General features: G+C 64.5%; 21 protein-coding genes and 2 pseudogenes. 10 read left to right on the top strand and 13 right to left on the bottom strand.

All coding sequences use genetic code 11. The features are described from left to right. Positions 1-8: 8 nt before the first annotated feature. Positions 9-941 (bottom strand): alpha/beta hydrolase, encoded by a 933-nt coding sequence (locus AC1D1G_RS05350; RefSeq protein ID WP_280779572.1) that lies wholly within the window; start codon positions 939-941, stop codon positions 9-11. A gap of 226 nt (positions 942-1,167) precedes the next feature. Between AC1D1G_RS05350 and AC1D1G_RS05345 the strand changes: the two genes are divergently transcribed. The 3 genes from AC1D1G_RS05345 to nudC all read left to right on the top strand — a co-directional run bounded on the left by AC1D1G_RS05345 (position 1,168) and on the right by nudC (position 3,285). Continuing rightward, positions 1,168-1,911, top strand: a complete 744-nt coding sequence (locus AC1D1G_RS05345; RefSeq protein WP_280779573.1) for an alpha/beta fold hydrolase — start codon at positions 1,168-1,170, stop codon at positions 1,909-1,911. A gap of 71 nt (positions 1,912-1,982) precedes the next feature. After that, positions 1,983-2,285 carry a Dabb family protein gene (locus tag AC1D1G_RS05340; protein WP_005568216.1) on the top strand — a complete coding sequence of 101 codons (303 nt, stop codon included), beginning with the start codon at positions 1,983-1,985 and terminating at the stop codon, positions 2,283-2,285. A gap of 73 nt (positions 2,286-2,358) precedes the next feature. Then, on the top strand, positions 2,359-3,285 hold the full coding sequence (nudC, locus tag AC1D1G_RS05335; RefSeq protein WP_283351119.1) for an NAD(+) diphosphatase: 927 nt from the start codon (positions 2,359-2,361) through the stop codon (positions 3,283-3,285). A gap of 40 nt (positions 3,286-3,325) precedes the next feature. Here the strand turns inward: nudC and AC1D1G_RS05330 are convergent, their stop codons facing one another. Together AC1D1G_RS05330 and AC1D1G_RS05325 are read right to left on the bottom strand one after the other, a co-directional pair. Then, the gene (locus tag AC1D1G_RS05330) at positions 3,326-5,068 is read right to left on the bottom strand and encodes a sigma-54-dependent Fis family transcriptional regulator (protein ID WP_317569468.1); all 1,743 of its coding nucleotides are present in this window, start codon (positions 5,066-5,068) and stop codon (positions 3,326-3,328) included. A 174-nt stretch (positions 5,069-5,242) separates the two neighbouring features. Continuing rightward, complete coding sequence (locus tag AC1D1G_RS05325; RefSeq protein WP_283351121.1) at positions 5,243-6,889, bottom strand: long-chain fatty acid--CoA ligase; 1,647 nt, start codon at positions 6,887-6,889, stop codon at positions 5,243-5,245. 260 nt (positions 6,890-7,149) lie between these two features. Here AC1D1G_RS05325 and AC1D1G_RS05320 point away from each other — a divergent pair, with 260 nt between their 5' ends. From AC1D1G_RS05320 to AC1D1G_RS05300, 5 genes and pseudogenes are all read left to right on the top strand, one after another. Further along, the gene (locus tag AC1D1G_RS05320) at positions 7,150-8,049 is read left to right on the top strand and encodes an SMP-30/gluconolactonase/LRE family protein (protein WP_283333067.1); all 900 of its coding nucleotides are present in this window, start codon (positions 7,150-7,152) and stop codon (positions 8,047-8,049) included. Positions 8,050-8,131: 82 nt separating this feature from the next. Then, complete coding sequence (locus tag AC1D1G_RS05315; RefSeq protein ID WP_283351122.1) at positions 8,132-9,118, top strand: NAD(P)H-dependent flavin oxidoreductase; 987 nt, start codon at positions 8,132-8,134, stop codon at positions 9,116-9,118. Further along, complete coding sequence (locus tag AC1D1G_RS05310) at positions 9,115-10,014, top strand: crotonase/enoyl-CoA hydratase family protein (RefSeq protein WP_477951449.1); 900 nt, start codon at positions 9,115-9,117, stop codon at positions 10,012-10,014. Before AC1D1G_RS05315 ends, AC1D1G_RS05310 begins: the two co-directional genes overlap by 4 nt. A 170-nt stretch (positions 10,015-10,184) precedes the next feature. After that, positions 10,185-10,382 (top strand): annotated as a pseudogene (locus AC1D1G_RS05305) (transposase); the annotation flags it as partial. Between the two features lie 506 nt (positions 10,383-10,888). After that, on the top strand, positions 10,889-12,526 hold the full coding sequence (locus AC1D1G_RS05300; RefSeq protein WP_283351124.1) for a flavin-containing monooxygenase: 1,638 nt from the start codon (positions 10,889-10,891) through the stop codon (positions 12,524-12,526). Between the two features lie 348 nt (positions 12,527-12,874). Here AC1D1G_RS05300 and AC1D1G_RS05295 read toward each other — a convergent pair whose 3' ends face one another. The 10 genes and pseudogenes from AC1D1G_RS05295 to AC1D1G_RS05250 form a co-directional block, all read right to left on the bottom strand. Next, positions 12,875-13,315, bottom strand: a complete 441-nt coding sequence (locus AC1D1G_RS05295; protein WP_280779761.1) for a DUF1931 family protein — start codon at positions 13,313-13,315, stop codon at positions 12,875-12,877. Between the two features lie 13 nt (positions 13,316-13,328). Further along, the gene (locus tag AC1D1G_RS05290; RefSeq protein ID WP_317569472.1) at positions 13,329-15,056 is read right to left on the bottom strand and encodes an FAD-dependent oxidoreductase; all 1,728 of its coding nucleotides are present in this window, start codon (positions 15,054-15,056) and stop codon (positions 13,329-13,331) included. Then, positions 15,034-15,300, bottom strand: coding sequence for a ubiquitin carboxyl-terminal hydrolase 14 (locus tag AC1D1G_RS05285; RefSeq protein WP_280779583.1), 267 nt, complete (start codon positions 15,298-15,300; stop codon positions 15,034-15,036). Before AC1D1G_RS05285 ends, AC1D1G_RS05290 begins: the two co-directional genes overlap by 23 nt. Beyond that, the gene (trxA, locus tag AC1D1G_RS05280; RefSeq protein WP_005259202.1) at positions 15,297-15,749 is read right to left on the bottom strand and encodes a thioredoxin; all 453 of its coding nucleotides are present in this window, start codon (positions 15,747-15,749) and stop codon (positions 15,297-15,299) included. The genes AC1D1G_RS05285 and trxA overlap by 4 nt, the downstream gene beginning before the upstream one ends. Before the next feature lie 14 nt (positions 15,750-15,763). Then, positions 15,764-18,397, bottom strand: coding sequence for an ATP-dependent chaperone ClpB (gene clpB / locus AC1D1G_RS05275; protein ID WP_477951448.1), 2,634 nt, complete (start codon positions 18,395-18,397; stop codon positions 15,764-15,766). Then, the gene (locus AC1D1G_RS05270; protein WP_005259200.1) at positions 18,379-18,708 is read right to left on the bottom strand and encodes a chaperone modulator CbpM; all 330 of its coding nucleotides are present in this window, start codon (positions 18,706-18,708) and stop codon (positions 18,379-18,381) included. The genes clpB and AC1D1G_RS05270 overlap by 19 nt, the downstream gene beginning before the upstream one ends. Continuing rightward, positions 18,705-19,643, bottom strand: a complete 939-nt coding sequence (locus AC1D1G_RS05265; RefSeq protein WP_477951447.1) for a DnaJ C-terminal domain-containing protein — start codon at positions 19,641-19,643, stop codon at positions 18,705-18,707. The genes AC1D1G_RS05270 and AC1D1G_RS05265 overlap by 4 nt, the downstream gene beginning before the upstream one ends. Positions 19,644-19,649: 6 nt before the next feature. After that, on the bottom strand, positions 19,650-20,174 hold the full coding sequence (locus AC1D1G_RS05260) for a nucleotide exchange factor GrpE (RefSeq protein WP_005259196.1): 525 nt from the start codon (positions 20,172-20,174) through the stop codon (positions 19,650-19,652). An 8-nt stretch (positions 20,175-20,182) separates the two neighbouring features. Continuing rightward, positions 20,183-22,064: pseudogene (dnaK, locus tag AC1D1G_RS05255) on the bottom strand (molecular chaperone DnaK). Positions 22,065-22,067: 3 nt separating this feature from the next. Then, positions 22,068-22,571: a YflT domain-containing protein gene (locus tag AC1D1G_RS05250; RefSeq protein WP_477951446.1), complete on the bottom strand. Its 504-nt coding sequence runs from the start codon at positions 22,569-22,571 to the stop codon at positions 22,068-22,070. Between the two features lie 781 nt (positions 22,572-23,352). Here AC1D1G_RS05250 and AC1D1G_RS05245 point away from each other — a divergent pair. Both AC1D1G_RS05245 and AC1D1G_RS05240 read left to right on the top strand, forming a co-directional pair. Then, on the top strand, positions 23,353-24,369 hold the full coding sequence (locus tag AC1D1G_RS05245) for a S1C family serine protease (protein WP_477951445.1): 1,017 nt from the start codon (positions 23,353-23,355) through the stop codon (positions 24,367-24,369). Positions 24,370-24,585: 216 nt separating this feature from the next. Next, the coding region (locus tag AC1D1G_RS05240; RefSeq protein WP_477951444.1) for a hypothetical protein at positions 24,586-25,316 on the top strand (731 nt) is incomplete at its 3' end.

Here is a 25,316-nt window from a genome sequence, read left to right as displayed (position 1 = left end):
CACCGTGGTCAGCCGGCGAACTGCTTGCCGAGGAATTCGACGACGGCGCCGTGCAGTTCAGCGCTGCGCGGAATGGCACCGGTCATCCAGTACACGGCGTGGACAAGGCCTTCATACAATTCGACCTGCACGGGGACGCCCTGGTCGGCCAACCTCCGGCCGTAGTCCACGCCCTCGTCCCGAGTGACCTCGTATTCGTTGAGCAACAACAGGGTGGAGGGAAGCCCCGACAGATCCGCGGCCTTGGCCGGGGAGGCGTACGGATTCTCGGCGTCTTCCGGGGTGGCCAGGTACTGCTCCCAGAACCAGTCGATGGCTGCCGTGGTGACCAAGTACCCCTCGGCGTTCTCCTCGCGCGACGGGAATCGTGCCGTGCCGTCGATGACCGGATAGATCAATACCTGAGCGCGCAGTGCCGGGGCGCCGGTGTCGCGTGCCCGGAGGGCTGTGACCGCGGCCAGGTTGCCTCCGGCGCTGTCACCCATGACGGCTACGCGCGTGCCGTCGCCACCGAAGTCGGCTGCGTGCTCGACGACCCAGTTCAGTGCGGCGAACGCATCTTCGGGTGCGGCAGGAAACTTGTGCTCGGGAGCCAGCCGGTAACTCAGTGCAGCCACGATGACTTTCGCATCGGCGGCGAGCGCGCGACATGGCTGCTCGGTGACGTCGAGGCTGCCGGCGACCCAGCCACCGCCGTGGATGTACACCACGATCGGCAGAGGTGTTTCGGACTCCGGGATGTAGAGACGCACTGCCTGGTCGCCACCGGGGCCGGGGTAGACCGTGTCGACGACACGAGCGACGTCCGCGTTCGGTGCCTGGAGGTCGCTGAAGGACTCGACGACCCCACGGACTTCAGCAATGCTCATCTGCTCGAACGACTTCAGTCCCTGCTCGTTCAAAGTGTCTATCAAATTCTTGACCGCAGGATCGAGTGCCATGGTGTTCTCCTTCATGTCATGAGCAAGTCTGTTCAGCCGACAGGTGGAGCCACACTATGGGTGCGTTCGGCGCGGGGAGTGTCCGAAAATCACACACGCACCCGCGCCCCGGTGTCACAGGCGTGTGTTTCACAATCGGACACACCGACGCCCTGCGGTTCTAGTTTGATTCGGAGTGATCAACAGACGGCTGGAATTTCAGCGTCGCCGACAGAGAGGAACGGCAGTGAACGCGATTGCAGCGATCGAAGGAAGCGGTGACCATCGGATCCTGGTGTTGCACGGCTGGGCGCTGGACAGCAGCGTATGGCTTACCGCCCGAGCCCGGACGGATCAGTCCCGCTTCACCTACGCGTACCTCGACTTTCCGGGATACGGGGTCAACCGGCCCGAAGCACCGGCCGACGGAATCGACGGGATGGCCGCGGTCGCCCTCGACGCCGCCGATCAGCTCGGATGGTCGACCTTTTCCGTTCTCGGACATTCGATGGGGGGCACCACAGCGCTTCGGGTGGCGACCCTCGCACCTGAACGCGTGACCTCGGTCGTCGCCCTGACGCCCGTCTCCCCGGCAGGTACCCCTCTCGACGAAGCGACCTACGGTTCCTTCGCCGGGGCCTGGGCAGACCCGGGTGCAGCCATCCGTGGCGCACTGGCACCGCACATCGACGAGACAGATCTGAAGAATCTCGTCGACCGCAACCGCTCGACGATGGACCAGGCAACCTGGGAGTCCTACCTGAAGAACTGGACCAGTCCCGACTTCCTCGACCGGATGGGCACCTACGAAGGGCCTACCACCCTGATCGTGGGTGAGAGCGACCCGTTCGTCACCGCCGAGTACCTCGGGGACACGTTGGCGGCCTTGAAGAACGGGAACCTGAAGACCGTTCACGGCAAAGCCGGGCACTACCCCATGGTGGAGAACGCTCCGGAGACGGTGGCGTTGTCGGAGCAATCTCTGTACTGATCTGACCGGGAACGCAATCCGGGTTCCGACCATGCCACGTTCGAATCACGAATCCAGGGAGGATTCTCACCATGTTGAATCACGTTGTGACATTCAAATGGAAGCAGGACATCAGTGACGAGCACATTGAGTCCTTTCACGAAGCTCTGAGCGCAGTCTCGGAGAAGATTCCGGAGGTCGTGGAATACCGTTACGGAAGGGATCTGGCCCTCAAGCCCGGCAGCGGCGACTACGCAATCTCCGCGACCTTCGAAGACGTTCCCGACTTTCGCACATACCTGGCACATCCCGATCATGTGCGCCTCGTCCAGGAATTCATCTCGGTGATGGCCGAATCGTATTCGTCCGTTCAGATCGAATTCGCCTCGCGATAGGCGCGACCGGACCGTCGTTCGTCGAACGGCGGTCCGGTCGACAGTGTCGCTCGTTTCCGAAAGTTGTGATCCAGTGGTGAGTGTCGAACACACCGGGCAGGCCCCGTCACGTGGTGCCCTGAGCCGTCCCGTCTCGGTCCGTGACGATGCGGCTGCGTGGGTAGAGGCGTGGCCGGATGCCCGAATACTTCGCGTGAACGGTCGCGGTCAGGTCCGGCTTGTCGACAGACAACTGATGCTGGAACCGGCCGCCGACCTCTACTCCGAGCCTCCCGCGCGCGCCGTGCTGCTCGGCGTCTGTGGCACGGTTCACGAGTGGGGGGTGCGGGACGAGTTCCTCGCTGACAATTCCTCTGCGGGAACCGAGGTCGAGCTCGGTGACCTGCGCTCACACGGAGCACTCCTCGATGCTGCTGACGCCGACCGGTATGTCACAGCGTTGGCATTGCTGACGTGGCAGGACGACGCCCATTTCTGCGCGCGGGATGGGGCGTCGACAACGATCACCTCGGGTGGTTGGATGCGCGTGTGCACGGCGTGCGGCCGGGAGGAATATCCGCGTACCGATCCCGCGATCATTTGTCTGGTGCACGACGGGGCGGACCGAGTACTGCTGGCACGTCAGGCGAACTGGCCGGCACGGAACTTCTCGACGCTGGCGGGCTTCGTCGAGGCGGGTGAGTCTCTGGAAAGCTGTGTGGCACGGGAAGTTGCGGAGGAGGTTGGTCTCGTCGTCTCCGACGTGGTCTACGTCGGAAGTCAGCCCTGGCCCTTCCCGCGCTCCCTCATGCTCGGATTCCATGCCACGGCCGATCCCCGAGAAGAGCTCGTCTTCATGGATGGCGAGATCGGCGAAGCTCTCTGGTGCACCCGCGCGGAGGTACGGGAGGCTCTGGCTGTAGGGGATTGGACGAGCTCGGCGGATGCGCACGTGTTGTTGCCCGGCGCAGTCTCGATTGCGAGGCGCATGCTCGAGGCCTGGGCGCGAGCCGGTGATTGACGCTCTGTCTCGATCGGCACGGTTCCGTCATCGACTGGCACTACTGCGGAAGGAACCGGCTTCCGTCGATTCCCAGGGCGCGCATTTTGCGGTAGAGGGTGGAGCGAGCTACCCCCAGGCGTTGCGCAGCCAGTAGTTTGTTGCCGTCGGTCTCGACGAGTGCCCTGAGCAACGCGTCACGCTCCGCCAATTCGAGTGAGGTCGAGGCATTTCGGCGGCGTAGATCACCGTCGCGGTATCCGTCGGGCAGATGCTGCACTCCGATGTCGGAGCCCATCGACCGCAGGAGCGAGGACGCCAGAACCGATTCGAGCTCTCTGACGTTTCCCGGCCAGTCCCGCGCGACCAGCAGTTGCAGAGCAGTGGGTTGCAGTCGCAGGCCGTTGCGGTCCGGGGAGTGCTTACGTAGTAGGGCGACACTGATGTCGGCGATATCTTCGGACCGATGTCGCAGTGGATCGATCTCTATGCGGCGCATGAAGTGATCGCACAGTCGCCCGGCGGGGCCTTGACGGATCCCTTCGCCGGCGGTGGCAATGATGTGAGCGCGATTGTCGACGGCCTCGCTGAGGATCGCGCAGACGTTGGAGACCAGTTGTTCCGGCAGGAGATCGAGATGCCGGATGATGAGGGCTCCGTCGACCTTGTTCCAATTGACCAGTCCGGCAATCCACGCGTCGGGGTCGACGGAGGCGGTACCAGCGTCGAACACGGTGAAATGGCCGTCGGCATCCTGCATCCGGTGGAGGGCGCTCGCGGCAAAGAACTTGCCGGCGCCGGGTTCTCCGGTGACGAGCACAGGTGCGTCGATCGCGGCGAGTCGCTCGAGTTCGGTCTGCAGTCGCTTCGTCGCCAAACTGCGGCCGGGAATCTTGACAGTCTCCGTGCGCCTTTCGACGGAGGAGGCCGACGCCAATTGACGGGCGGGCGACTTCTTCGTATCGCGGGGATGTGGCCGCATCTCGATGACGATGCCCGCCGGCGTTCGGGAGTCTCCGACTCTACGTGCAGTTGCGGAAACCGTGACGTTGTCGGCGAGTCTGACGTCCCCGATGAACTCGTCGCGGCCGGCCAGCATTCGGCATGCCCAATCCCACAAGAGCGCCTGGTCGGACGTGTCGACGATCCGCGCGGCCATCGGAGTGGTCATGATGACATCTTGATTCAAGGACACCACTGCAGAGGAGCCACGTCGAGAGGCCTGCAGGAAGGACTGGAGAAGCAGTTGCTCGCGATCGGAGGACTCGGCGTAGAGGCGCGACTGAATTTCGCGCACGGCTGATTGCGCCAGGGCACCCATCAGCGCGTTGGAGTCCGACAGGTTGGAGGTGATGTCGAGGATCCCCTCCACGGTGCGGGTGATCGGATGGATGATAGGAACACCGACGCACGCCAGGCTCTGCAGCGCCTCACGGAAGTGCTCACCACCGCTGACTTGGAACGGTCGTCGCTCCTCCAACGCGGTGCCGATCCCGTTGGTGCCGGTGTCCTCCTCGGCATAGCGGAAACCGGGTGCCACGTAGGCGCGGTCCAAACGCGCTCGCAACCCTGCGTCGCCCGCCCTGCGGTCGACGATCTGAGCGGCGGAATCGGCCAGCAGGATGGTCGCGGGCGCGTCCTGCAGGTGTAGGACGAGGTTGTCGATCACGGGATCGGCGGCTCTCCTCAACCGGCTGTCACGATCCACGTCCGGCGTGTAGGGAAGGTCGCCATCGCCGGACGAGACGCCGATAACTTCACACCGCCGCCATGACGCCTCGATCTCGGGTCGGAGGGTGCTCAACTCCTGGCTCTCTCGTGATGGCGCTGATGTCCAGAATCGTTCACGTTCGTTCAATGGCTCGCGGCCCGCCTTGTTGATACTCATAACCACCTTACATCACTGGTCAGGGGATTTTCCGAGCTGACCCTCCTTTCAATGTAACCTGGCTCACATCTTTGGGTGTGTCCCGTTTTGCTACAGCCCGCTCGCTGTCCCGGACCTGGTGGGGATGACTGCAACGCTGTGATCGCCACCATCGGAGATGGTGCTCGCCTGGTCCGTCGATGTGGGCTGACCTGTGGTTTCCCGATGCTGTCGTCTGATGTCGGCTTTGTCGATCTTGCCCATTGCAGTCTTGGGGATCTCATCGACTCTCACGAAACGATCGGGCAGCCAGAACCGGGGGAGGGTTGTCGCCAGGAACGTCCGGAGCTCCTCGTCGGTCACGTCGGCGTCCAGCCGGAGCCACGCGAGGGGGCGTTCCTGCCATGTGTCGTCCGGCACGGCGATGACGGCGGCCTCCGAGACAGCAGGATGAAGCATGAGCGCATTCTCGAGGTCCACCGAGGAAATCCATTCCCCGCCGCTCTTGACGAGGTCCTTTTCACGGTCTTTGATCTGCAGGCCGGCGTCTGGGTGAACGGTCGCCACATCGCCGGTGCGCAGCCAGCCGTCTCGAAAGCTGTCCGGCGTTCGGGGATCGTCCAGGTATTCCCGGGCGACCCACGGCGAACGTACTTCCAGTTCGCCGACGGTCTGACCATCCCAGTCGTGTGGTGACCCGGATTCGTCTACGACGCGGAGCTCGAACAACGGCAGTGGCCTGCCCTGCATCGAGCCGCCGGGGGAGAACGTGCCCATCGGAGATGTCTCGGTCATTCCCCATCCATTTACGACGCGGGCGCCTTGCTCAGCCCACCACCGCGCCAGCGCGACCGGCGGCACCTGCCCGCCGAGCCACATCGTCTTCAGCTCCGAGAGGTCGTAGCCACAGTTACGGCGTAGGTGCTCGTCGCGCATGAGGGCGGCGACCGTCGGCGAGCCGACGAAGGTGTCGGGCCGTTCGCCATGGATCAAGTCCAGGAACCGCTCGGGTGTGGGGTGCGGTCCGGGCAGCACCAGACGTGCGCCCTGGAGCGCCGCCGCGTAGGGGACACCCCAGCCGTTGACGTGCGACATCTGGGTGGCGAGCAGGTAGGCCCGCTCCGCGTCGATCTCGACTCCGCCCTTGGTGCTGATCGCCATGGCGTGGAGCACGATGCTCCGGTGGCTGTAGACGACGCCCTTGGGCAACCCGGTCGTGCCCGAGGTGAAGCAGATCGACGCCGCAGTGTTTTCGTCGATCTCCTGGAAGGACCCGTGGGTGGATGCACGTGAAACGAACTGATCATAGGGAATGACCTGGTCGAAGCCATCGATCGCACCGGGTTCGCCCACCACGACGAGGTGACGAACCGTGGGAATCCGACCACGCATCGCCTCCACCGACGGGAGGAGATCCTCGTCGACGATCAGAACCTCATCTGAAACATGGTTGATCGTATAGGCCATGTGTTCGACCGGCATGCGGTGATTTACCGTGTGCAGGACGGCCCCGAGCGCTGGGACCGCGAAGTAGGCCGCCAGGTGCTGACGGGTATTCCACGCCATGGTTGCGATTCGGGACCCGCGTTTCACGCCGATCGATGCGAGCGCACCGGCCAGATCCCTCACGTCGGAGACCAGGTCCCGGTACGTGAAACTGCGAACCCCGTCCGAAGTCCAGGCCGTGTTGATCCGAGCGCCATTCACGTTCTCGGCGCGCCACAGCAGCCTCGCCACCGACAATTGACTACTCATCATGAGCCCATCCACCGGTCCCACCGCCTTTCATCAGATCGCTCCAAGTCGGGTCCTCGATGGATGCCAACTCTGCGACCACGTAATAGGCCGATCCTGTACCCCCCGTCAGGCACACGGTGTCCTATAACGAGTCATCCCTTGCCCCAACGTGGTGTTGCATTTTCGGACATTCGTTTGATCACTCAGCCGACAACAGTGGTGGAAACCGCGGGTTTGAAATGCCGAGCCCGAAACGACTCCAAATCTAAAGGGGCACAACCATGACCGAATACACGCTGCGAACCATTGTCGATGGCTACTCGTACCTCGAGGGCCCCCGCTGGCATGACGGACGTCTCTGGTTTGCGGACTTCTACACCCACACCGTGAATGCCGTGAACGCCGACGGCAGCATCGAACTTGTCGCGACGGTCCCGCACCAACCCTCTGGGCTCGGTTGGCTGCCGGACGGGCGGCTGCTGATCGTGTCGATGAAGGACCGCAAGGTGCTGCGTCAAGAGTCGGACGGCACACTCGTCGAGCATGCCGACATCCGCGACCTATGCGGTGGCCATGCCAACGACATGGTCGTGGACGCCCAGGGAAGGGCCTACGTGGGCAACTTCGGATTCGACCTCATGGGTGGGGCGCCACACGAGCACACCACTGTCGTCCTCGTCGACACCGACGGAAGCGCCTCGATCGTCGCCGACGGACTGTCATTCCCCAACGGCATGGTCATCACTCCCGATGGCTCAACCCTGCTGGTCAACGAATTGTTCGGCAATCGGATCTCGGCATTCGACATCCACCCGGACGGTACGCTCGGCGAGCGAATCGAATGGGCCGGCTACGGAGATCTCGGTGCCGAGCCCGACGTCGGCGCACGACTCGAGGCCGCCACGATCGTGCCCGACGGTCTGACCCTGGACGCCGAAGGCGCCGTGTGGATTGCCGATGCCGGGAACAACCGAGCGGTGCGGATCGCCAAGGGCGGCGAAATCCTCGACGAGGTCAGCACCGCACCCGACGGGGTGTTCGCGGTCGCGCTCGGCGGCGACGACGGGCGCACCCTGTTCTTGTGCGTCGCACCGAATTTCGACGAGAACGAACGCACCGCAACCCGGCTGGGGCGCATGCTCGCCACCGAAGTGGACGTACCACACGCCGGACGCCCCTGATCCTCCGGATCCCGCGGCGGAACCGTCTCCCGCAGCGGGTTCGGCGTTGATCTCACATCTCAACTGACCAAGGAGCCCCGGGGTGTTCACTACCTCCTTCACACGGATCTTCGACGTGGAGCATCCCGTCGTCTGTGGCGGCATGACTGCGGTCGGCACTGCCGACCTCATCGCCGCCGTCGCAAACGCGGGTGCTCTCGGATTCCTCTCCGCTCTCTCCCAGCCGACACCCGAAGCCTTGGCCGAGGAGATCGCAAGATGTCGGTCCATGACCGACCGACCCTTCGGTGTCAATCTGACGATCCTGCCAACCCTCAAACCAGTTCCCTACGAGGACTACCGCGCTGTCATCATCGACTCCGGCGTGGGCGTCGTCGAAACGGCGGGTAGCAACCCCGCTCCCCATCTGCACGCCTTCGCCGCCGCCGGCATCAAGGTAATCCACAAGGCCGTCTCCGTTCGCCACGCGCTGAAGGCGGAGCAGCTTGGAGTCGACGCGGTCAGCATCGACGGGTTCGAATGTGCCGGCCATCCCGGAAACGACGACGTCCCCGGTCTCGTCCTGATCCCTGCCGCCACCCGCAAATTGTCGATTCCCGTCATCGCCAGCGGCGGATTCGCCGACGGTGCCGGCCTGGCGGCGGCTCTGGCATTGGGGGCCAGCGCAATCAACATGGGAACCAGATTCGTCGCCAGCACAGAGGCGACGGTCCACGAGAACGTCAAACGCCAGATCACCGTCAACGACGAACGATCCACGCAACTGGTGTTCCGAGAGTTCAACAACACCGCCCGCGTCGCCCGCAACTCCATCTCGGAGAGAATTTCCGAGATCTCCGCGCTTCCGAACGCAACATTCGACGACGTCGCCGATCTGGCCTCCGGGGTGCGCGGTCGCCAGAAGGTGCTGGCCGGCGGTGAGGTGGATGCCGGCTTGTGGTGGGCCGGGCAATCACAGGGACTGATCGACGAGATCCTCACCTGCGAGGAGATCGTGACCAGCACGGTCAACCAAGCCCATGATCTGATCGTGAACAGACTTCCCCAACTTACGGGTGCCATCCGATGATCCGCACCGTGGATGCCGAGTACGAGACGATCGCCCTCGAGCTGCGCGACGGCGTGCTGATCGTGACGCTGAATCGACCGGAGTCGCTCAACGCCTTCACCATCACCATGGCTGATGAGCTCGAGCACCTCTTCCGGGCCGTCAATGACGACGACGATGTCAACGCCGTGGTGGTGACCGGCTCGGGCCGCGCGTTTTGCGCCGGTATGGATCTCACGACCGACGGCAACGTGTTCGGCCTCGACGAGACGTTGGAGCCGACCCTCCACGATATGGGTGACTTGCAGGACCCGGTCATTGCCCGCGGCGTCCGCGACACCGGTGGTCGGGTCACACTTGCGGTGTTCGACTGCCTCAAACCCGTGATCGCCGCCGTCAACGGCCCCGCTGTGGGCATCGGAGCCACCCTGACCTTGTCCATGGATGCCCGACTCGCTTCCACAGCAGCACGACTCGGATTTGTCTTCGGACGCCTCGGGATCACACCCGAAGCAGCCTCGACCTGGTTCCTGACGAGGATCGTCGGACTCGATACCGCGCTCGACCTCGTGTACTCCGCCGACATCCTCGACGCGGCCGACGCGGCCGAGATCGGCCTGGTTCGCTCGGTCCACCCGCCGGACGAACTTGTCGATGCGGCGGTTGCACTGGCACATCGCTTCACTCGCGATCGGTCGCGTGTCGCGACCGCCCTGGCCCGGCAGATGACGTACCGCAACGCGCTTCTCGATCACCCCGCCGAAGCTCACCGCATCGATTCACTCGCGATGTTCTACACCAGTATCGGAGATGGAAAAGAAGGTGTCCAAGCATTCCGAGAGAAGAGGAAGCCCCAGTTCAAGGGACGCGTATCCACCGACCTTTCTGACTTCTACACCGACTGGATAGAGCGGTAGCGCCGCTGAGACATAGGCTGTGATGCCGCTCGCGGAATACGGGTAGCACCTTTCGTCGTCACTGCGTACCGGTCAGCGAATCCCAGCAGTGTCGACGAGCCCACGGGTGCCAGATGGCTCGCTACTGATCGTCTTGCCCACCTCATCGACGAAGGCATCCATGTCGCCGACCCGGAAGTCCGTGGCAACGCGGTACCAACGAGAACACGAACGGCATGGTTCGCCAGTACTTTCCCAAGAGCACCGACTTGCGCACCTACGCCATCGACGACCTGCGACGGGTCTAGGACCTTCTCAACAATCGGCCGCGCAAGAGTTTGCACTGGGCCACACCGGCAACGGCTTTCGCCGCTCGACTGCCACAATGATTACGCAAGCATTGCGGCGGCCACTCGAATCCGCCCGGTCGTCTTCAGTGACCAGATTTGATCCACCCGATGTCTCGGTCATGTCGATCGCAGCGAGCATCTCGCCACTGCATAACCTCGGGAGCCAGTGCTGTTCTGCCCCTCACTGGTGAGGTGGGCAAGTACGGTGCCATGAGGTCGGGTGGATGCCGACACAGAAGCTGAGTTCCATGCTCTACGTGCAGAGTTGGGCAGAAGTGTCCGGATTCGCTACAGGTACTGTTCCGGTCAAAGATGTTGCTGCAGTTGCAGGGTGGATGCCGGCTGATGAATTGGCCGTTCGCCCCGCGAGGCGTGCGTGCACGTGTGCCTGGCGCCCTCCGGGTGTCCGGTGGATCGATATCGGACAGTCCCAGGTTCTCGAACGACCCTAGCGTATGTGATGTCGGTCATACGAACCGGCCGGACCGGCACACATCGATCTGCTCCTCGGCGCGGGTCCCAGGCATTTCACTCAAGGAGGCAACATGGCCACGATATCGATCCATCCAAGGGAACTCGACGAGACGAACGGCGTCTTGGACGTCCTCGTCGTCGGAGGCGGCTTCGCGGGTCTGTATCAACTCGATCAACTTCGTTCACGCGGATTTTCGGTGAAGGTCGTCGAAGCCGGTGACTCGCTTGGGGGCATCTGGTACTGGAATTGCTACCCGGGTGCTCGAACCGACAGCACCGGGCAGATCTATCAGTACTCACGCGAGGACCTGTGGAAGGACTGGAGTTACGATGAGCTCTACCCGTCGTGGTCCGGTGTGCGCGACTATTTTGCCTACGTCGACGGCAAGCTCGATCTCTCTCGAGACATCATCTTCAGTACCCGGGTGACGTCTGCGGACTTCGACGGCGAGCGGAACCAATGGACAGTGCGCACCGATACCGGCCGGACGCTGCGTGCCAGGTCTGTGGTGATCTGCACTGGATTCGGTGCCAAGCCTTACATTCCCAACATCAAAGGGCTCAACAGCTTTGCCGGCGAATCTCACCACACCGCTCTGTGGCCCCAAGAAGGTCTGGACATGGCCGGCAAACGCGTGGGGATCATCGGCACCGGGTCGAGCGGCGTTCAGGTCACCCAAGAGGCCGCCGCAGACGCCGAACAGATCACCATCTTCCAGCGGACGCCCAACCTTGCGCTGCCGATGCGGCAGCAACAGTTGACAGGCCAGCTCAAGGAGAAGCTGAAGGAGCACCTTCCCGAGCGATTTGCCCAGCGCCGGAGGTCGTTTGCCGGATTCGATATGGACTTCATCCAGAAGAGCGTGTTCGAAGTCTCGGACGAAGAGCGAGCCGACACCTACGAACAGATGTGGGCTACCGGCGGTTTCGAGCTATGGCTCGCCAACTATCAAGATATTTTGCTCGATGAACACGCGAACCGCACCATGTACGATTTCTGGCGCAACAAGGTCCATCAGCGCGTCACCGATCCGGTCAAGGCCGAGAAGCTTGCCCCGAAGGATCCGCCCCATCCGTTCGGGACGAAGCGACCCTCGCTCGAGCAGAACTTCTATGATGTGGTAAACCAGGAGAACGTCGACATCGTCGACGTCAACGAGGATCCGATCGAGCGGATCTCCCCGACGGGGGTCCAGACCAGGTCCGGTCTACGCGAGTTCGACATCCTGGTGTTCGCGACAGGTTTCGACGCGAACCGCGGTGGCATCACGTCGATCGATATCCGAGGCACCAATGATCAACTCCTGAGCCACAAGTGGTCCGAGCGGCTCGATACCTTCATGGGACTCGCCACTGCAGGATTCCCCAACCTGATGTTCGTGTACGGCCCGCAGAGCCCTGCTGGATTCTGCAACGGGCCCACTTGCGCGGAGGTGCAAGGAGAGATCGTTGTCGACTTCCTGACCCACGTTCGCGACGGCGGATACCAGCGGTTCGAGACCAGCGAGGACGCAGAGCAATCATGGACGGCGCACGTGGAGGAAGTCTTCCACATGTCGCTTTTTCCGCGGGCCAAGTCTTGGTATCACGGGGCAAACATTCCCGGTAAGCCGAGCCAGATGCTCAACTACTCTGGCGGCCTTCCTTCCTACTTCGACCACTGGGAGGAAAACGTCGCGGCCGGATACAAGGCATTCACACTGTCCTGATCACGCGCGCGAGCCGCCGGCCCGACGATCGTCCGGCGGCCGCTCGTCGGCAATGGCCCCAAAGCGGCGCAACTGCTGTTAGAGCTTGTGGATGCACGAGCTCGAGCGCCGCGGTTTGTCGGCGGAGCGCGGACCACCACGCCCCCGAACGGACCCCTCAACCACGACCGGAAACGTCCGGAACGAGCAAGGACGGACAGCGCGGTGGCCGCTGATGCTCAATCATCTATGGAAATCTGCACCGTACGATCACACGGTGTGGTGGTCGGCGACCGGTAATACGTGACCTCGGACGAGTTCCTTTCGCGTCCCGGCGATCTACTGGTTTTCCGGACCGCCGGTCCGGGGTCAGAGCAGTAGATGGAAGATGTCGAAGGCGACGTTCCATTCGGCGGTGCCGGGGTTCTTGCGGTCCGGATCGACCGTGACGAAGGTATGCGCCAGTGCCACGCTCAAGCCTCCGGCGATCAGCGGCAGTCGCTGCTCGGTCTCCTCGGAGAGAGCCACGTCCAACGGCGGGCGGGCCGTCAGTTGATCGAGCAGAGGTTGAAGTTCGATCTCCTCGTCCAGTTTTTCGAACCGGTGGATGCTCTCCTGCAGCCCCTTGGTGATCGGCAGGTCCCACGGTTCGATCACGTCACGCAGGTTTGCCTTTGCCGAGGCTTTGCCGATGAGGATCAAATCGTAGATCTTGTCGTCGATGAAATCCGTATAGCGCTTGAGGTCGTTCCGGTCGACCTGTAGTCCAGCCGCTGCCCGGAAGAACCGCTGGAATTTCACGGTGCCCATCACTGGCATGTCGTCAGCTCCTTTCGAAGTATTCATGGATTTGGCGTACCGCCATCGCTCCTTCACCGACTGCGGATGCGACTCGTTTCACCGAGCCGCGGCGGACGTCGCCCGCCGCGAACAGGCCGGGCAAGCTGGTTTCGAGCGTCCTGGACAGCCCGGCGCTGATCGGCCGGTTGCCGTCTCCTCGGGCGTGGACAGCGTCCATGCCCGTGAGGACGAAGCCGTGGTCGTCGAGTGCGATCGCGTCGGCCAGCCACCCGGTGTGCGGCGTCGCCCCGATGAAGACGAACAGGGCATGTACCCGGATCGTGTCCTGGTCGCCCGTGCGATTGTCCTCGACCACGATTTCGTCGAGGTACTTCTGACCGTGGACCGCACGAATCTCGGTGTTCCGGTGCACGGTGACGCGCGGGTGGTGCTCGATCTGGTCGACCAGGTATCGGGACATGCTCTTTCCGAGGTCGTCGCCGCGGATGAGCAGGTGCACGTGGGAGACATGGTCGGCGAGGAAGACGGTGGCCTGGCCGGCGGAGTTTCCGCCGCCGACGATAGCCACCGGGTCGGTGCCGCACATCCGCGCTTCCTGATGGGTCGCGGCGTAGTACACGCTCGTCCCCTCCAGTTCCTCGATCCCCGGAACGGCCAACTTGCGATACCGCGCCCCGGTGGCGAGCACGACCGCCCGGCCGCGAACCGCGCCGCCGTCCGCCAGCCGGAGCACATGGTTCCCGGCCTCGGATCCCAAACCGGTCACCTCCGCCGACACCAGGATGCGGGCGCCGAACTTACCGGCCTGGATTACGGCCCTCTCGGCCAATTCGGAGCCGGAGACCCCTGCCGGGAAGCCCAGATAGTTCTCGATCCGGGAGGAGGTACTGGCTTGGCCGCCGGCGGCGATCGACTCCAGTGTCACCGTGTTCAACCCGTCCGAGGCGCCGTACACGGACGCGGCCAGACCGGCTGGTCCGGCACCCACGACGACGAGGTTGCACACGTCCTGGGCTGCGTCCGGGACCGAGTCCGGGACCGGAAGCCCGACGATGCGTGCGAGTTCCGCATTCGTCGGATTGCGCAGCACCTTCTCGCCGTGCCAGATCACGACGGGAGTGTCCTCGGGGGCGACGTCCAGGCTGCGCAGCAGCTGCTCCGCCCGTTGGTCCCGCTCCAGATCGATCCACCTGTGGGGCAATCGGTTTCGCATGGCGAACTCGCGAAGCCGCAACGTGTCCGGCGAATAGCAGGAGCCGATGATCCGGAACCCCGAGCCGAGCCCGATCAGTAGGTGCCGGCGCACCAGGTAGGCGCGCAGGATCAGATCGCTGAGCACGGGATCTTGGGCCACCAGCTCGCGCACCCGCTCGGCCGGGACGACGAGGACCTCGCCGTCCTCGATCGCTTCGGCGGTGAAGAACGCCACCTGGCCTTCCAGCAGTCCGAGCTCGCCCAGGAAGCGGCCTGGACCGTGCACGCGCAGTATCCGGCGTTCGCCGTCCCCGTCGCCCTCGTCGATGACCGCGACCTTGCCGGAAAGGATGACGAAGAAATCGTTGCTGGGCGCGCCCTCTCGGATCAGCACCTCACCGGCGCGAACCGATCGACGCGTGCCACCGGTCTCGAGGCTCGCGACCTGGTCGTCCGTCAGCCGCGGGAATGCTCCGACTGCATCCGGAGTCTCGTCGTCGACCGGCGGACTGTTGCCGACGGGTGCGGCGTCCTCAGACGAAGTTCTGGTCGACATAACACCACCGCCAATCTTCACCTGGCTCCATCGACTGGACGATCGGATGGCCGATGGCGTGAGCGTGCGCGCTCGCGTGCTTGCCCGGCGAAGAGTCGCAGCAACCGACGTGTCCGCACGTCAGGCACAGCCTCAGATGCACCCACGGGGTGCCGAGGCGAAGACATTCCTCGCAACCCTGCGGGGTCCGGGGCACCACGTCCCGGATCGCGGTCACGTGTGGGTCGGCATGGACATAAGTCATGACTTCGCCTCCTTGCCTGCATCTTCCGAGAGCGCCTGATCGAGCCACGTGCGCAGCTGGGGTACCGGAGCTGCGCCCGCCTGACGAGCGAGGACCTCACCCCGGTCCATCACCAGCAGAGTCGGTACGGCGCGGACGGTGAACCGTTCGGCCGTCTGGGGCGCAGCATCCACGTCGACCTTGACCAGCTTGATCTGACCTGCGCGTTCTGTGGCGAGCTGCTCGAGCGCCGGGCTGACCATGCGGCACGGGCCGCACCACGTCGCCCAGAGATCGACGAGCACAGGCACCGAGGACTTCTCGGCGACCTCCGCGAAGTCGCCGTCCCCTGCCGAGGCGATCCAGGGCAGCGGCTCGTGGCAGTTCCCGCAGCGGGGTCTTCCGTCCCCGGCCGCCGGCACCTTGTTGATCTTACCGCAGTGCGGGCACTTCACCTTGTCGGATCCCATGACGACACCTCTTCTCAGGCCGCCGCGACGGCGGGTTCCGCATACGCGACGGCGAGCTCGCCGCCGTCCACCGTGACACTGATGGTGCCACCCGGTGCGATTTCGCCCCGCAACAGCGCACGACCGATCTTGGTCTCGACCTCGTGGGCGATGTACCGCCGCAGCGGCCGCGCACCGTAGACCGGGTCGAAACCGTGTTCGGCGATGAGCCGGCGTGCTTCCGGCGTGATATCYAGGTGTATCTGTCGCTCCGACAACCTGTTCCGAAGATCGGTGAGCTGCAGCTCGACGATGTGCTCGATCTGGGGCAGCGTGAGCGGGGTGAACAACACGATGTCGTCGACCCGGTTGAGGAACTCGGGACGGAAGTGTCCGCGCAGTTCCGCCAGCACCCGCTCCCGGGCGTCCGGCTTGATCTCGCCGTCGGCTGTGACTCCCTCGAGGAGATGCTGGGATCCGATGTTGGAGGTCATGATGATCACCGTGTTCCGGAAATCGACTTGCCTGCCTTGAGAATCGGTGATCCGGCCGTCATCGAGCACCTGCAGCAGGGTGTTGAAGACGTCGGCGTGGGCCTTCTCGATCTCGTCGAAGAGCACCACGGAGTACGGCTTGCGGCGCACCGCCTCGGTGAGCTGGCCACCCTCGTCGTACCCGACGTACCCGGGGGGCGCACCGATGAGCCTGCTCACCGTGTGCCGCTCCTGGTACTCGCTCATGTCCAGGCGCACCATGTTGTCTTCGCTGTCGAAGAGGGCACTGGCCAGCGTCTTTGCGAGCTCGGTCTTTCCCACGCCCGTCGGTCCCAGGAAGATGAACGAACCGATCGGCCGGCGCGGATCACGGATACCGGACCTCGCCCGGATCACCGCGTCTGCGACCAGTTGCACCGCCTCGTCCTGACCGACGACCCTCTCGTGCAGAATCTCGTCGAGCTTCAACAGCTTTTCCCGCTCACCTTCCTGCAGCCGGGCGACCGGGATACCCGTCCATGCGGCCACGATCTCTGCGATCTCGTCTTCGGTGACCACTTCACGCAGCAACGGATTCCGGCCCTGCCTGGTAGCCAGTTGCTCCTCCGCCGCCTCGAGCCTGCGTTCCAGCGCGGTGATCTCGCCGTACCGCAACTCGGCGGCCCGATTGAGGTCGTAGTTGCGTTCCGCCTCCTCGGCCTCGTGGCGCAATCGTTCCAGCTCTCCCCGCAGCTCCTGCACCCGCCGGATCGCCTGCCGCTCCGCCTCCCACTGAGCGTGCCGGGCGTCGGCCTCGGCCCGTAGATCGGCCAGTTCCTTACGTAGCTCTTCGAGGCGCGTCTTGCTGGCCGCGTCCGTTTCCTTGGACAGCGCGGCCTCTTCGATCTCCAGCCGGGTCACCTTCCGGGTGAGCTCGTCGAGTTCGGCGGGCATCGAATCGATTTCGGTGCGTAGCCGGGCGCACGCCTCGTCCACCAGATCGATCGCCTTGTCCGGAAGGAAGCGGTCGGTGATGTACCGGTGCGAGAGGGTCACGGCGGCCACAAGTGCGCCGTCCTGAATCTTCACGCCGTGAAACACCTCGAGGCGTTCTCGAAGTCCGCGCAGAATCGAGATCGCATCCTCGGCGCTGGGCTCGTCGATGAGAACCGTCTGGAAGCGACGCTCCAGTGCCGCATCGGATTCGATGTGCTTGCGATACTCGTCGAGAGTGGTGGCACCGATCATGTGCAGTTCGCCGCGGGCGAGCATCGGCTTGAGCATGTTGCCGGCGTCGAGAGACCCTTCGCCGCCGACTGATCCCGCACCGACCACTGTATGTAACTCGTCGACGAACAACAGGATGTGCCCCTCGGCCGCCTTCACCTCGGACAGCACCGCCTGCAGTCGCTCCTCGAACTCGCCGCGGTACTTCGCACCGGCCACCAGGGAACCCATGTCGAGCGAAAAGATCGTCTTGTCGCGCAGGCCCTCGGGCACGTCGCCGCGGACGATCCGCTGGGCGAGGCCCTCGACGATCGCGGTCTTACCAACGCCGGGGTCGCCGATCAGCACCGGATTGTTCTTCGTCTTCCGGCTCAGGATCTGCGTTACCCTGCGGATCTCGGCATCTCGGCCGATGACCGGATCGAGTTTGCCTGCCCGCCCCTCGGAGACGAGGTCGCGTCCGTACTTCTCCAGCGCCTCGTACGCCCCTTCCGGGGTGGCCGAGGTGACGCGCTGATTGCCGCGCACTTTCGTCAGCGCCGTGAGGAAGGCGTCTCGTGTGACCCCATGACTGGCGAGGACCCGTCCGGCCGCGCTGGCCGACCCCTCCTCGGAGAGGGCCATCACGAGATGCTCCACCGACACGTAGGAATCCTTGAGTCGCTTCGCCTCCCGTTCCGCGGCGTCGAGCAGCTTGGCCAGGCGCTGGGTGATCGTCACCTGACCGGGTGTCGCGCCGGGGCCGCTGACCTTCGGCCTACGCGACAGTTCACGTTCCAGATCGGATCGCAGGGCATCGACGTTCGCGCCGGCCTGCTCGAGCAGTCGGGGTACCAACCCTTCCTGCTGATCGACCAACGCGAGCAGCAGGTGCTCTCCGTCGACCTCGGTGTGACCCATTCTGGTCGCGACGTTCTGGGCTTCCTGCAGGGCTTCTCGTGACTTTTCAGTCAGGCTGCCGGTGTCCATGGGGGTGTCCTCCTTCTGCGGGAAGCTGCTTCGAGTTTCTCGATTCGATCCAGCAGATCGAGCACGAGCCCGATTGCCGAGTAGTTCAGGCCCAGGCCGGTCCGCAGCCGTTGGATGCGGGCGGCGTGGACCACTTCGGATGGTTCGAACGACATCTCGCCGCCGGCGTCGCGGTGGGCGTCGAGCAGGCCGAGAGCCACAAGCTTTCGTGCCAGGTCGGGGTGCAGCCCGGTACGTTCGGCGAAGGCATCTGGCGACAAACCGGCACGGCGAACCAATACGTACTGGGTGACCGGGGTCGGGGTGCTCATGAGTCTTTCCTCGGATCGAAGTTCGATTCGGTGGCCAACTGCTCGAACAGCTCGCGTTCGCGTGCGGTCGGTTTCGGCGGCACCATCACCTTGATTTCGGCGTAGAGGTTGCCGTTGGCGCCCCGCGGATTGGGCATTCCCTCTCCGCGCAGGCGAAGCTTCCTTCCCGTCGACGAGCCCGGCACCACTTTGACTTTCGCCTCGCCACCCGGGGTGGGAACGACGACGGTCGACCCGAGGACCGCCTCCCATGGCGATACGGGCAGGTCGACGTAGATGTCCCGGCCCTGGACGCGGAACCGGGGATGCGGCTTGATCCGCACCACGAGGTACAGATCCCCGGGCGGCGCGTCACCGTTGCCCCGGCCGCCTTGCCCGGCCAGCCGGATTCGCTGTCCGTCCAGGACACCGGCCGGAATGTCGACGTCGTACTGCCGGCCGTCCAGTCTGAGAGTGCGTTTGCCGCCCCGATACGCCTCTTCCAGGGGCAGTTCCAGTTCCGCTTCCTGATCGGCGCCGGGAATCGGCCCGTACCCGCCACCGCCGCCGAACATCTGCCCGAAGAGGTCCTCGAAGTCGACGCCGCCCTCGCCACCGACACCGTGACCGAAGTGCACCCTTCTGCCCCCGCCCCCACCGCCGTACCCGCCGCCGCCGAACCCGCCGCCGTACCCACCGGCGCTTGCCCGGACCCGTTCGTCGTAGTCCTCTGGCACACGCCGGAAGTCGTCACCGAATCGGTCGTAGCGTTTCCGGGTGTCCGGGTCGGACAACACCTGGTAGGCCTCGTTGGCCTCCTTGAACTTGTCCTCCGCAGTGGGGTCCTTGTTCACGTCGGGGTGGTACTTGCGGGCCAGCTTGCGGTAGGCCTGCTGGATTTCGTCGGTGCCGGCGCCCCGCGGGACCCCGAGCACTTCGTAGTAGTCACGCGCCATCGGTGCTCACCCCTCGGGGCGGCTGACGACCACCGCGGCGGGACGCAGTTGCCGCCCGTCCTCTCCATAGCCCGGGCGCAAGACCTCGACCACGGTCCCGGAGGGAAGGTCGGGTTGGGCCACCACACTGACCACTTCATGGAGCTCCGGGGAGAACGGCACACCGACCTCGTCGTGGCGCTCGAAGCCGAACCGTGAGAGCACCTGCACCGCCTGATCCCGGATCGCCTTCACACCCTCGACGACGGTCTGAGGATCGCTGCCCGCATGGGCCAGCGCAAGCTCCAAATTGTCCAGTACCGGCAGCCACGCCGCGGAAACCTTCGCCACCTCCGCGGCGCGTTCACGATCCAGATCCTTGGCATACCGCTTGCGCAGGTTGTCCAGATCTGCGAGGGCCCTGCGCCAGCGGTCCTCGAGTTGAGCCAACTCGGCCCCCGTGTCGGTGCGATCCGGCGCCGTCTCGGTCTGATCCCCGTCGGTACCGTCGGTAGCCGGCTCGGTCGTCGAATGATCTGCAGACCTTTCCATCGTGTGCCTCAGCTTCGATCGAATTCGGCGTCGATCACGTCGTCGTCATCCGACGACGCAGCCTCTGCGCCGCCGGCCTGGTGTCCGTCGCCGCCGTCCTGGACTGGCGCGAGCCCGTAGAGCAGCTGCTGGAGCTCCGAGGTCAGGGGCTCTACCTCCGCGGGTGAAGCACCGTCTTTGACGGCCTTCCTGGCGTCGGCGATCAGCATCTCGGCCCGCGCCTTGTCGTGCGGTGGCGCACTGTCACCGAGTTCGGCGAGTCGCCGTTCCACTTGATAGGCAACCGAATCGAGCGCGTTGCGTGCGTCGACCGCCTTGCGCAGCGCCTCGTCCTCACCCCGGTTCCGTTCGGCCTCTGCCAGCATGCGCTCGACGTCACTCTGGTCCAGGTTGCCCTGCTCACTGATCGTGATGCTCTGCTCCTTGCCGGTGTCCTTGTCGCGGGCGGTGACGTTGAGTTTGCCGTTGGCGTCGATATCGAAAGTGACTTTCGACTTGGGCCTCGCCACGTGGCGCGGGGCGGATGTCTTCCAGCCGGAACCGGCCGAGCACCCGGTTGTCGGCAGCCCGTTCGCGTTCGCCCTGCAGCACCACGACGTCCACGGCGGACTGATTGTCTTCCGCCGTGGAGAACACTTCGCTGCGCCGGGCCGGGATCGTCGTGTTGCGCTCGATGATCTTGGTCATCACCCCGCCCTGCGTCTCGACGCCGAGGGACAGCGGGGTGACATCGAGCAACAGCACATCGGAGACCTCGCCCTTGAGCACGCCCGCCTGGACTGCGGCACCGAGCGCCACGACCTCGTCCGGGTTGACGCCCATGTGGGGGTCCTTACCGCCGGTGAGCCGGCGAACCAGCGCCTGCACCGCCGGAATACGTGTCGAACCACCGACCAGGATCACCTCGTCGATGTCGTTGGCGGTGACCTTGGCGTCACTCATCGCCTGCTTCACGGGGTCGAGGCAGCGTTCCACCAGATCCGCCGTCAGATCCTCGAACTTCGATCGCATGATCGTGGTGGTGAGGTGCTTGGGACCGTTCGCGTCAGCGGTGACGAAGGGCAAGTTGACCTGGGCCTGTGTCACCGAGGACAACTCGACCTTGGCTTTCTCCGCGGCCTCGAAGAGGCGCTGCAATGCCTGCGCATCCTTGCGCAGATCGATATTCTCCGCACGCTGGAATTCGTCGGCGAGGTAGTCCACCAGGCGTCGGTCGAAGTCGTCGCCGCCGAGGTGGGAGTCGCCGGCCGTGGAACGAACCTCGACCACTCCCTCGCCGACATCGAGCAGACTCACATCGAAGGTGCCGCCGCCGAGGTCGAAGACCAGTACGGTTTCGTGGGTCTGCTTGTCCATGCCGTACGCCAGTGCCGCAGCGGTCGGCTCGTTGATGATCCGCAGAACCTCGAGGCCAGCGATCCGGCCGGCGTCTTTGGTGGCGTTGCGCTGCGCGTCGTTGAAGTAGGCCGGAACGGTGATGACCGCTTCCTTGACCTTCTCACCGAGGAACTTGCTCGCGTCGTCGACGAGCTTGCGCAGCACGAGGGCGCTGATCTCCTCCGGCGCGTACTTCTTTCCCCGCACGTCGAATCGGGCCTCACCATTGTCACCCGGCACGACGTCGAAGCTGACCGCTTTGGCCTCCTCGGAGATCTCGTCGTAATGACGTCCGATGAAGCGTTTCGCCGAGTAGATCGTGCCCTTCGGATTCAAGATCGCCTGCCGTCGGGCAAGCTGACCCACCAGGCGCTCGCCGCTCTCGGTGAACGCCACCACCGACGGCGTCGTCCGCGCTCCCTCGACATTGGAGATCACCACCGGCTCGCCGCCTTGCCAGCTTGCGATGACCGAGTTGGTGGTGCCCAGGTCTATACCCACAGCAGTCGCCATGACTCATTCCTTTCGATCGGTCCGGCCGGTGAGCAAGCGGACGGCTTCGTCCGCGACCTCGACATCGGCGAGGACTTCGTAGTGACGTGGTTGTAATGACTGGATTGAGGTGAAGTCGCGCCGGCCGCCCTGCAGCGCATACATGAGCAGGCCGAGCAGAGCGCCCACAACGGCACCGAATACCAACCCGTAGAAGGCGAGCGCGAGGCCCGTGAGCAGCGGCTGGACCCAATCGAGTAACCCGAAGATCCAGCCGAACAGCGCACCCGTCAGCGCGCCCGCGGCGGCGCCGCGCAGAGCGGCCCAGCCGTAGTTCAATCGGCCGACGACCTGCTCGACCAGCTCGATATCGCGACCGACGATGGCCAGTTTGTCTACCGTGAAATGTTGGTCGGAGAGATAGTCGATGGCGCTTTCAGCGTCGGCGTAGTTGTCGAACGTTGCTACAACCTGGCGGGCAGGTCGGTTCGGACGTACCGCGGAGGTCCCGCCACTGGACTCTGACATCACGCTCCTAGGCGTCGATGACTTGGGATTCGCCGAGCCCGCGTACCAGTTCGGCGTTCGGTCGATCAGTCAACCGTTTGAGCTCACGGAGGCTCAACCGCCTGAGAGTTCCTCATCCGCCTCTGGGCGTCATCAAGATTCACCTAATGGGCGTCCACACAACGGGAGACAGTGGCGCCCACACCCCACCCAGGGCATAGACGTCCGCCGGAACCCGCTCGAGGCGGCCGGTACGCGCACTCCGGGCATCAGCCACTGCTTCGGGAATTCCATGAGTAGAACGCCCGAAATCAAATTTTCGCAGCCGAAGGAGGTGGGTGACTAGGGCCCAGCAAGTCGAAAGCAGGACGCCGATTCCACCCTGACAGTACAGTCGCGGGAGCACTGGGAGTAACAGCTTCTTCATCCTCACGTAGAGGATCAGGCCCTCGGTGGTGGGACATAATCCTGTGGTGCAGAATCGAACCAGTGTCAAAACCCACTTTGCGGCTGTTGCATAAGCCCATCCGGTGGAGCCGATACAGTCGGATTTCGCTGTACCGCAACCGAATCGGGCAGAACCCGGGAAGCTGGCCTGAAAGTAAAAGTAGTACAACAGTATACGGCTCGTCGCCGCAGCAGTTGAGGCACGCGCACTGTAGTCGTCGATGTAGATCTTCCAAGGGTAAGTGACGCGGGTCGGGAGTCGCCGACCACGGAGGAAACAGGGGTATGTTGATCGGGTGGGCCCACTCGCAGTAGGTGCATGTAGGAGACCGATGTCGTACGGGACCGGTCGCTGATGCGCGTGCCGTCGACCGTACGTTCCTCGATCTGGGTGCCGCTGGTCGCGATCGCGGTCCTCCTCCTCGCGGGATGCGGCGCCTCGGCTCCCACCACCTCGACGCCCTCAGCCGGGCCTGCCGTAGACCTGCCGGCACTGGTCCGGCAGGTGGAGGCCTCGGTCGTCACCGTGCTCACCGGGTCCGGCGTGGGCAGCGGCATCGTCTACAAGACCGACGGCACCGTCGTCACCAACGCCCACGTGGTCGAGGGTGCCCGGCAGGTGAGTGTGGCGTTCGCGGACGGGCAACAGGTGTCCGCGAACGTGCGGGCCGTCGATCGTGTGACCGACGTCGCGGTCCTTCAAGCGGACCGCAAGGATCTGACTGCGGCGACGTTCGAGACAGCGTTGCCAGAGGTCGGCGCGCTCGCCGTAGTCGTGGGCAGTCCGCTGGGGTTCGAGGCCACGGTCACCTCGGGCATCATCTCAGGATTGCACCGTCAGATCCCCGGGTCGGCTTCCACCGGGGCGCCGCTGGTCGACCTGATCCAGACCGACGCCGCGATCTCGCCGGGTAACTCCGGGGGTGCCCTGATCGACGGACAAGGGCGGGTCGTGGGGATGAGCCAGGCCTACATTCCCCCGTCGGCGGGTGCGGTGGCTCTGGGCTTCGCCATCCCCGCGGCGAATGTCGTCGATGTCGCGGACCAGCTGCTTGCCTCCGGAACCGCCCAGCATGCGTACGTCGGCATTCAACCCGGCACACTGACCCCGCAGATCGCCGAACAACTGGCAGTCGACCGCACCAGCGGTGTCGTCGTCCTCGAGGTCGTCCCGCTCGGTCCGGCAGCGACCGCGGGTATCCGGCCCGGCGATGTCATCACCGCGGTCAACGGCCACGACACCGAGTCGGCGGAGGACTTCATCGCGGCGATCCGTGCCGTCGACCCCGGCGATCGAGTCGAACTGACCGTGCTCCGCGGCGGCGAGACCCAGCAGATTTCGGTTACCGTGACAGACCGCCCCGCCAGCTGACGACGATTCCAAGAGCGACCGACACGGGCGTGGACAGGATCTGTGTTGCGGCTCGGCACGTTGCGTTGGCTAGCCGGTTGTAGTCGTGTCGACGGTGCGTCCTCGGACGCTCGTGGTGTCTGCCGGACAGAGGCAGCGGCAATCCGCGGCGGCGATGTGGTGGACTCGCACGCACTGGCTGGAGTTTGGGGGCAGACCGAGCGGGTACGCGAAGGCGTGAACGAGCATCTGCGGGGAGGGCAATCCAGTTCGGCCGGTGAGCAGGTCTCGGTGCTGTTCATCGCGGATCCGGGCACGCCTGCGGCTCTCGCGGAACGTATCGCGGAGTACCTGCCGCAACGCCTGCAGAGCAGTGATCGCCCCGAGCGTCGGTGGACGACGTGCGTGCGCCGAAAACCGTACCTGCCCGACGAGCAAGCAGACTTCGCTGATGTCATCGACACAGTCGATCCGTCCTCCGAAGAGGAGGACATCGTCGTGTACCTCACCGATCTGCCGCGACGCGAGGACACCCTGCCCGTGGTGGCCGAMGTCAGCGCCGACCACAAATTCGCGCTCATCTCCGTCGCCGGAGTGGGCGGCGTCAACATCGAGCGCCGCGTCCGCACCGTCACCGAACTCGCGATCGCCCGCATCCTCGGTGAACCGGAACTCAWGCCCCCCGGCGGGGCGCGRCGGTTCCCGTCTGCGCAGATTGAGGACGGCATCCGGTACTTCGCGCCCKCGGGACTGCGGCGACTGCGACTGCTGTCGGGGATGGTGCGGGTCAACCGGCCGTGGCGACTGGTCACCGGACTGTCGAAGGTGCTCGTCGGCGCGTTCGCCACGGGTGCGATCGCCCTGGCCACCGAGACGATCTGGTTGTTCGCCGACACGATGGGCCCATGGCGTATGAGTGCGGCGACGGTCCTGTCGATCGTGGCGATGATTCTGTGGCTGATCCTCGA

This window comes from Rhodococcus sp. P3_B8, from assembly GCF_056402775.1.
Note: the sequence above shows the minus strand (reverse complement) of the source record. Positions and strands in the feature narration are given on the sequence as shown.

Excerpts from the sequence above, each read along its gene's own strand:
- AC1D1G_RS05350 (WP_280779572.1), bottom strand. The coding sequence starts at position 941 with ATGGCACTCGATCCTGCGGTCAAGAATTTGATAGACACTTTGAACGAG.
- AC1D1G_RS05340 (WP_005568216.1), top strand. The coding sequence starts at position 1,983 with ATGTTGAATCACGTTGTGACATTCAAATGGAAGCAGGACATCAGTGAC.
- AC1D1G_RS05325 (WP_283351121.1), bottom strand. The coding sequence starts at position 6,889 with ATGATGAGTAGTCAATTGTCGGTGGCGAGGCTGCTGTGGCGCGCCGAG.
- AC1D1G_RS05320 (WP_283333067.1), top strand. The coding sequence starts at position 7,150 with ATGACCGAATACACGCTGCGAACCATTGTCGATGGCTACTCGTACCTC.
- AC1D1G_RS05310 (WP_477951449.1), top strand. The coding sequence starts at position 9,115 with ATGATCCGCACCGTGGATGCCGAGTACGAGACGATCGCCCTCGAGCTG.
- AC1D1G_RS05300 (WP_283351124.1), top strand. The coding sequence starts at position 10,889 with ATGGCCACGATATCGATCCATCCAAGGGAACTCGACGAGACGAACGGC.
- AC1D1G_RS05295 (WP_280779761.1), bottom strand. The coding sequence starts at position 13,315 with ATGGGCACCGTGAAATTCCAGCGGTTCTTCCGGGCAGCGGCTGGACTA.
- AC1D1G_RS05290 (WP_317569472.1), bottom strand. The coding sequence starts at position 15,056 with ATGTCGACCAGAACTTCGTCTGAGGACGCCGCACCCGTCGGCAACAGT.
- AC1D1G_RS05285 (WP_280779583.1), bottom strand. The coding sequence starts at position 15,300 with ATGACTTATGTCCATGCCGACCCACACGTGACCGCGATCCGGGACGTG.
- trxA (WP_005259202.1), bottom strand. The coding sequence starts at position 15,749 with ATGGGATCCGACAAGGTGAAGTGCCCGCACTGCGGTAAGATCAACAAG.
- AC1D1G_RS05270 (WP_005259200.1), bottom strand. The coding sequence starts at position 18,708 with ATGAGCACCCCGACCCCGGTCACCCAGTACGTATTGGTTCGCCGTGCC.
- AC1D1G_RS05265 (WP_477951447.1), bottom strand. The coding sequence starts at position 19,643 with ATGGCGCGTGACTACTACGAAGTGCTCGGGGTCCCGCGGGGCGCCGGC.
- AC1D1G_RS05260 (WP_005259196.1), bottom strand. The coding sequence starts at position 20,174 with ATGGAAAGGTCTGCAGATCATTCGACGACCGAGCCGGCTACCGACGGT.
- AC1D1G_RS05250 (WP_477951446.1), bottom strand. The coding sequence starts at position 22,571 with ATGTCAGAGTCCAGTGGCGGGACCTCCGCGGTACGTCCGAACCGACCT.
- AC1D1G_RS05245 (WP_477951445.1), top strand. The coding sequence starts at position 23,353 with ATGCGCGTGCCGTCGACCGTACGTTCCTCGATCTGGGTGCCGCTGGTC.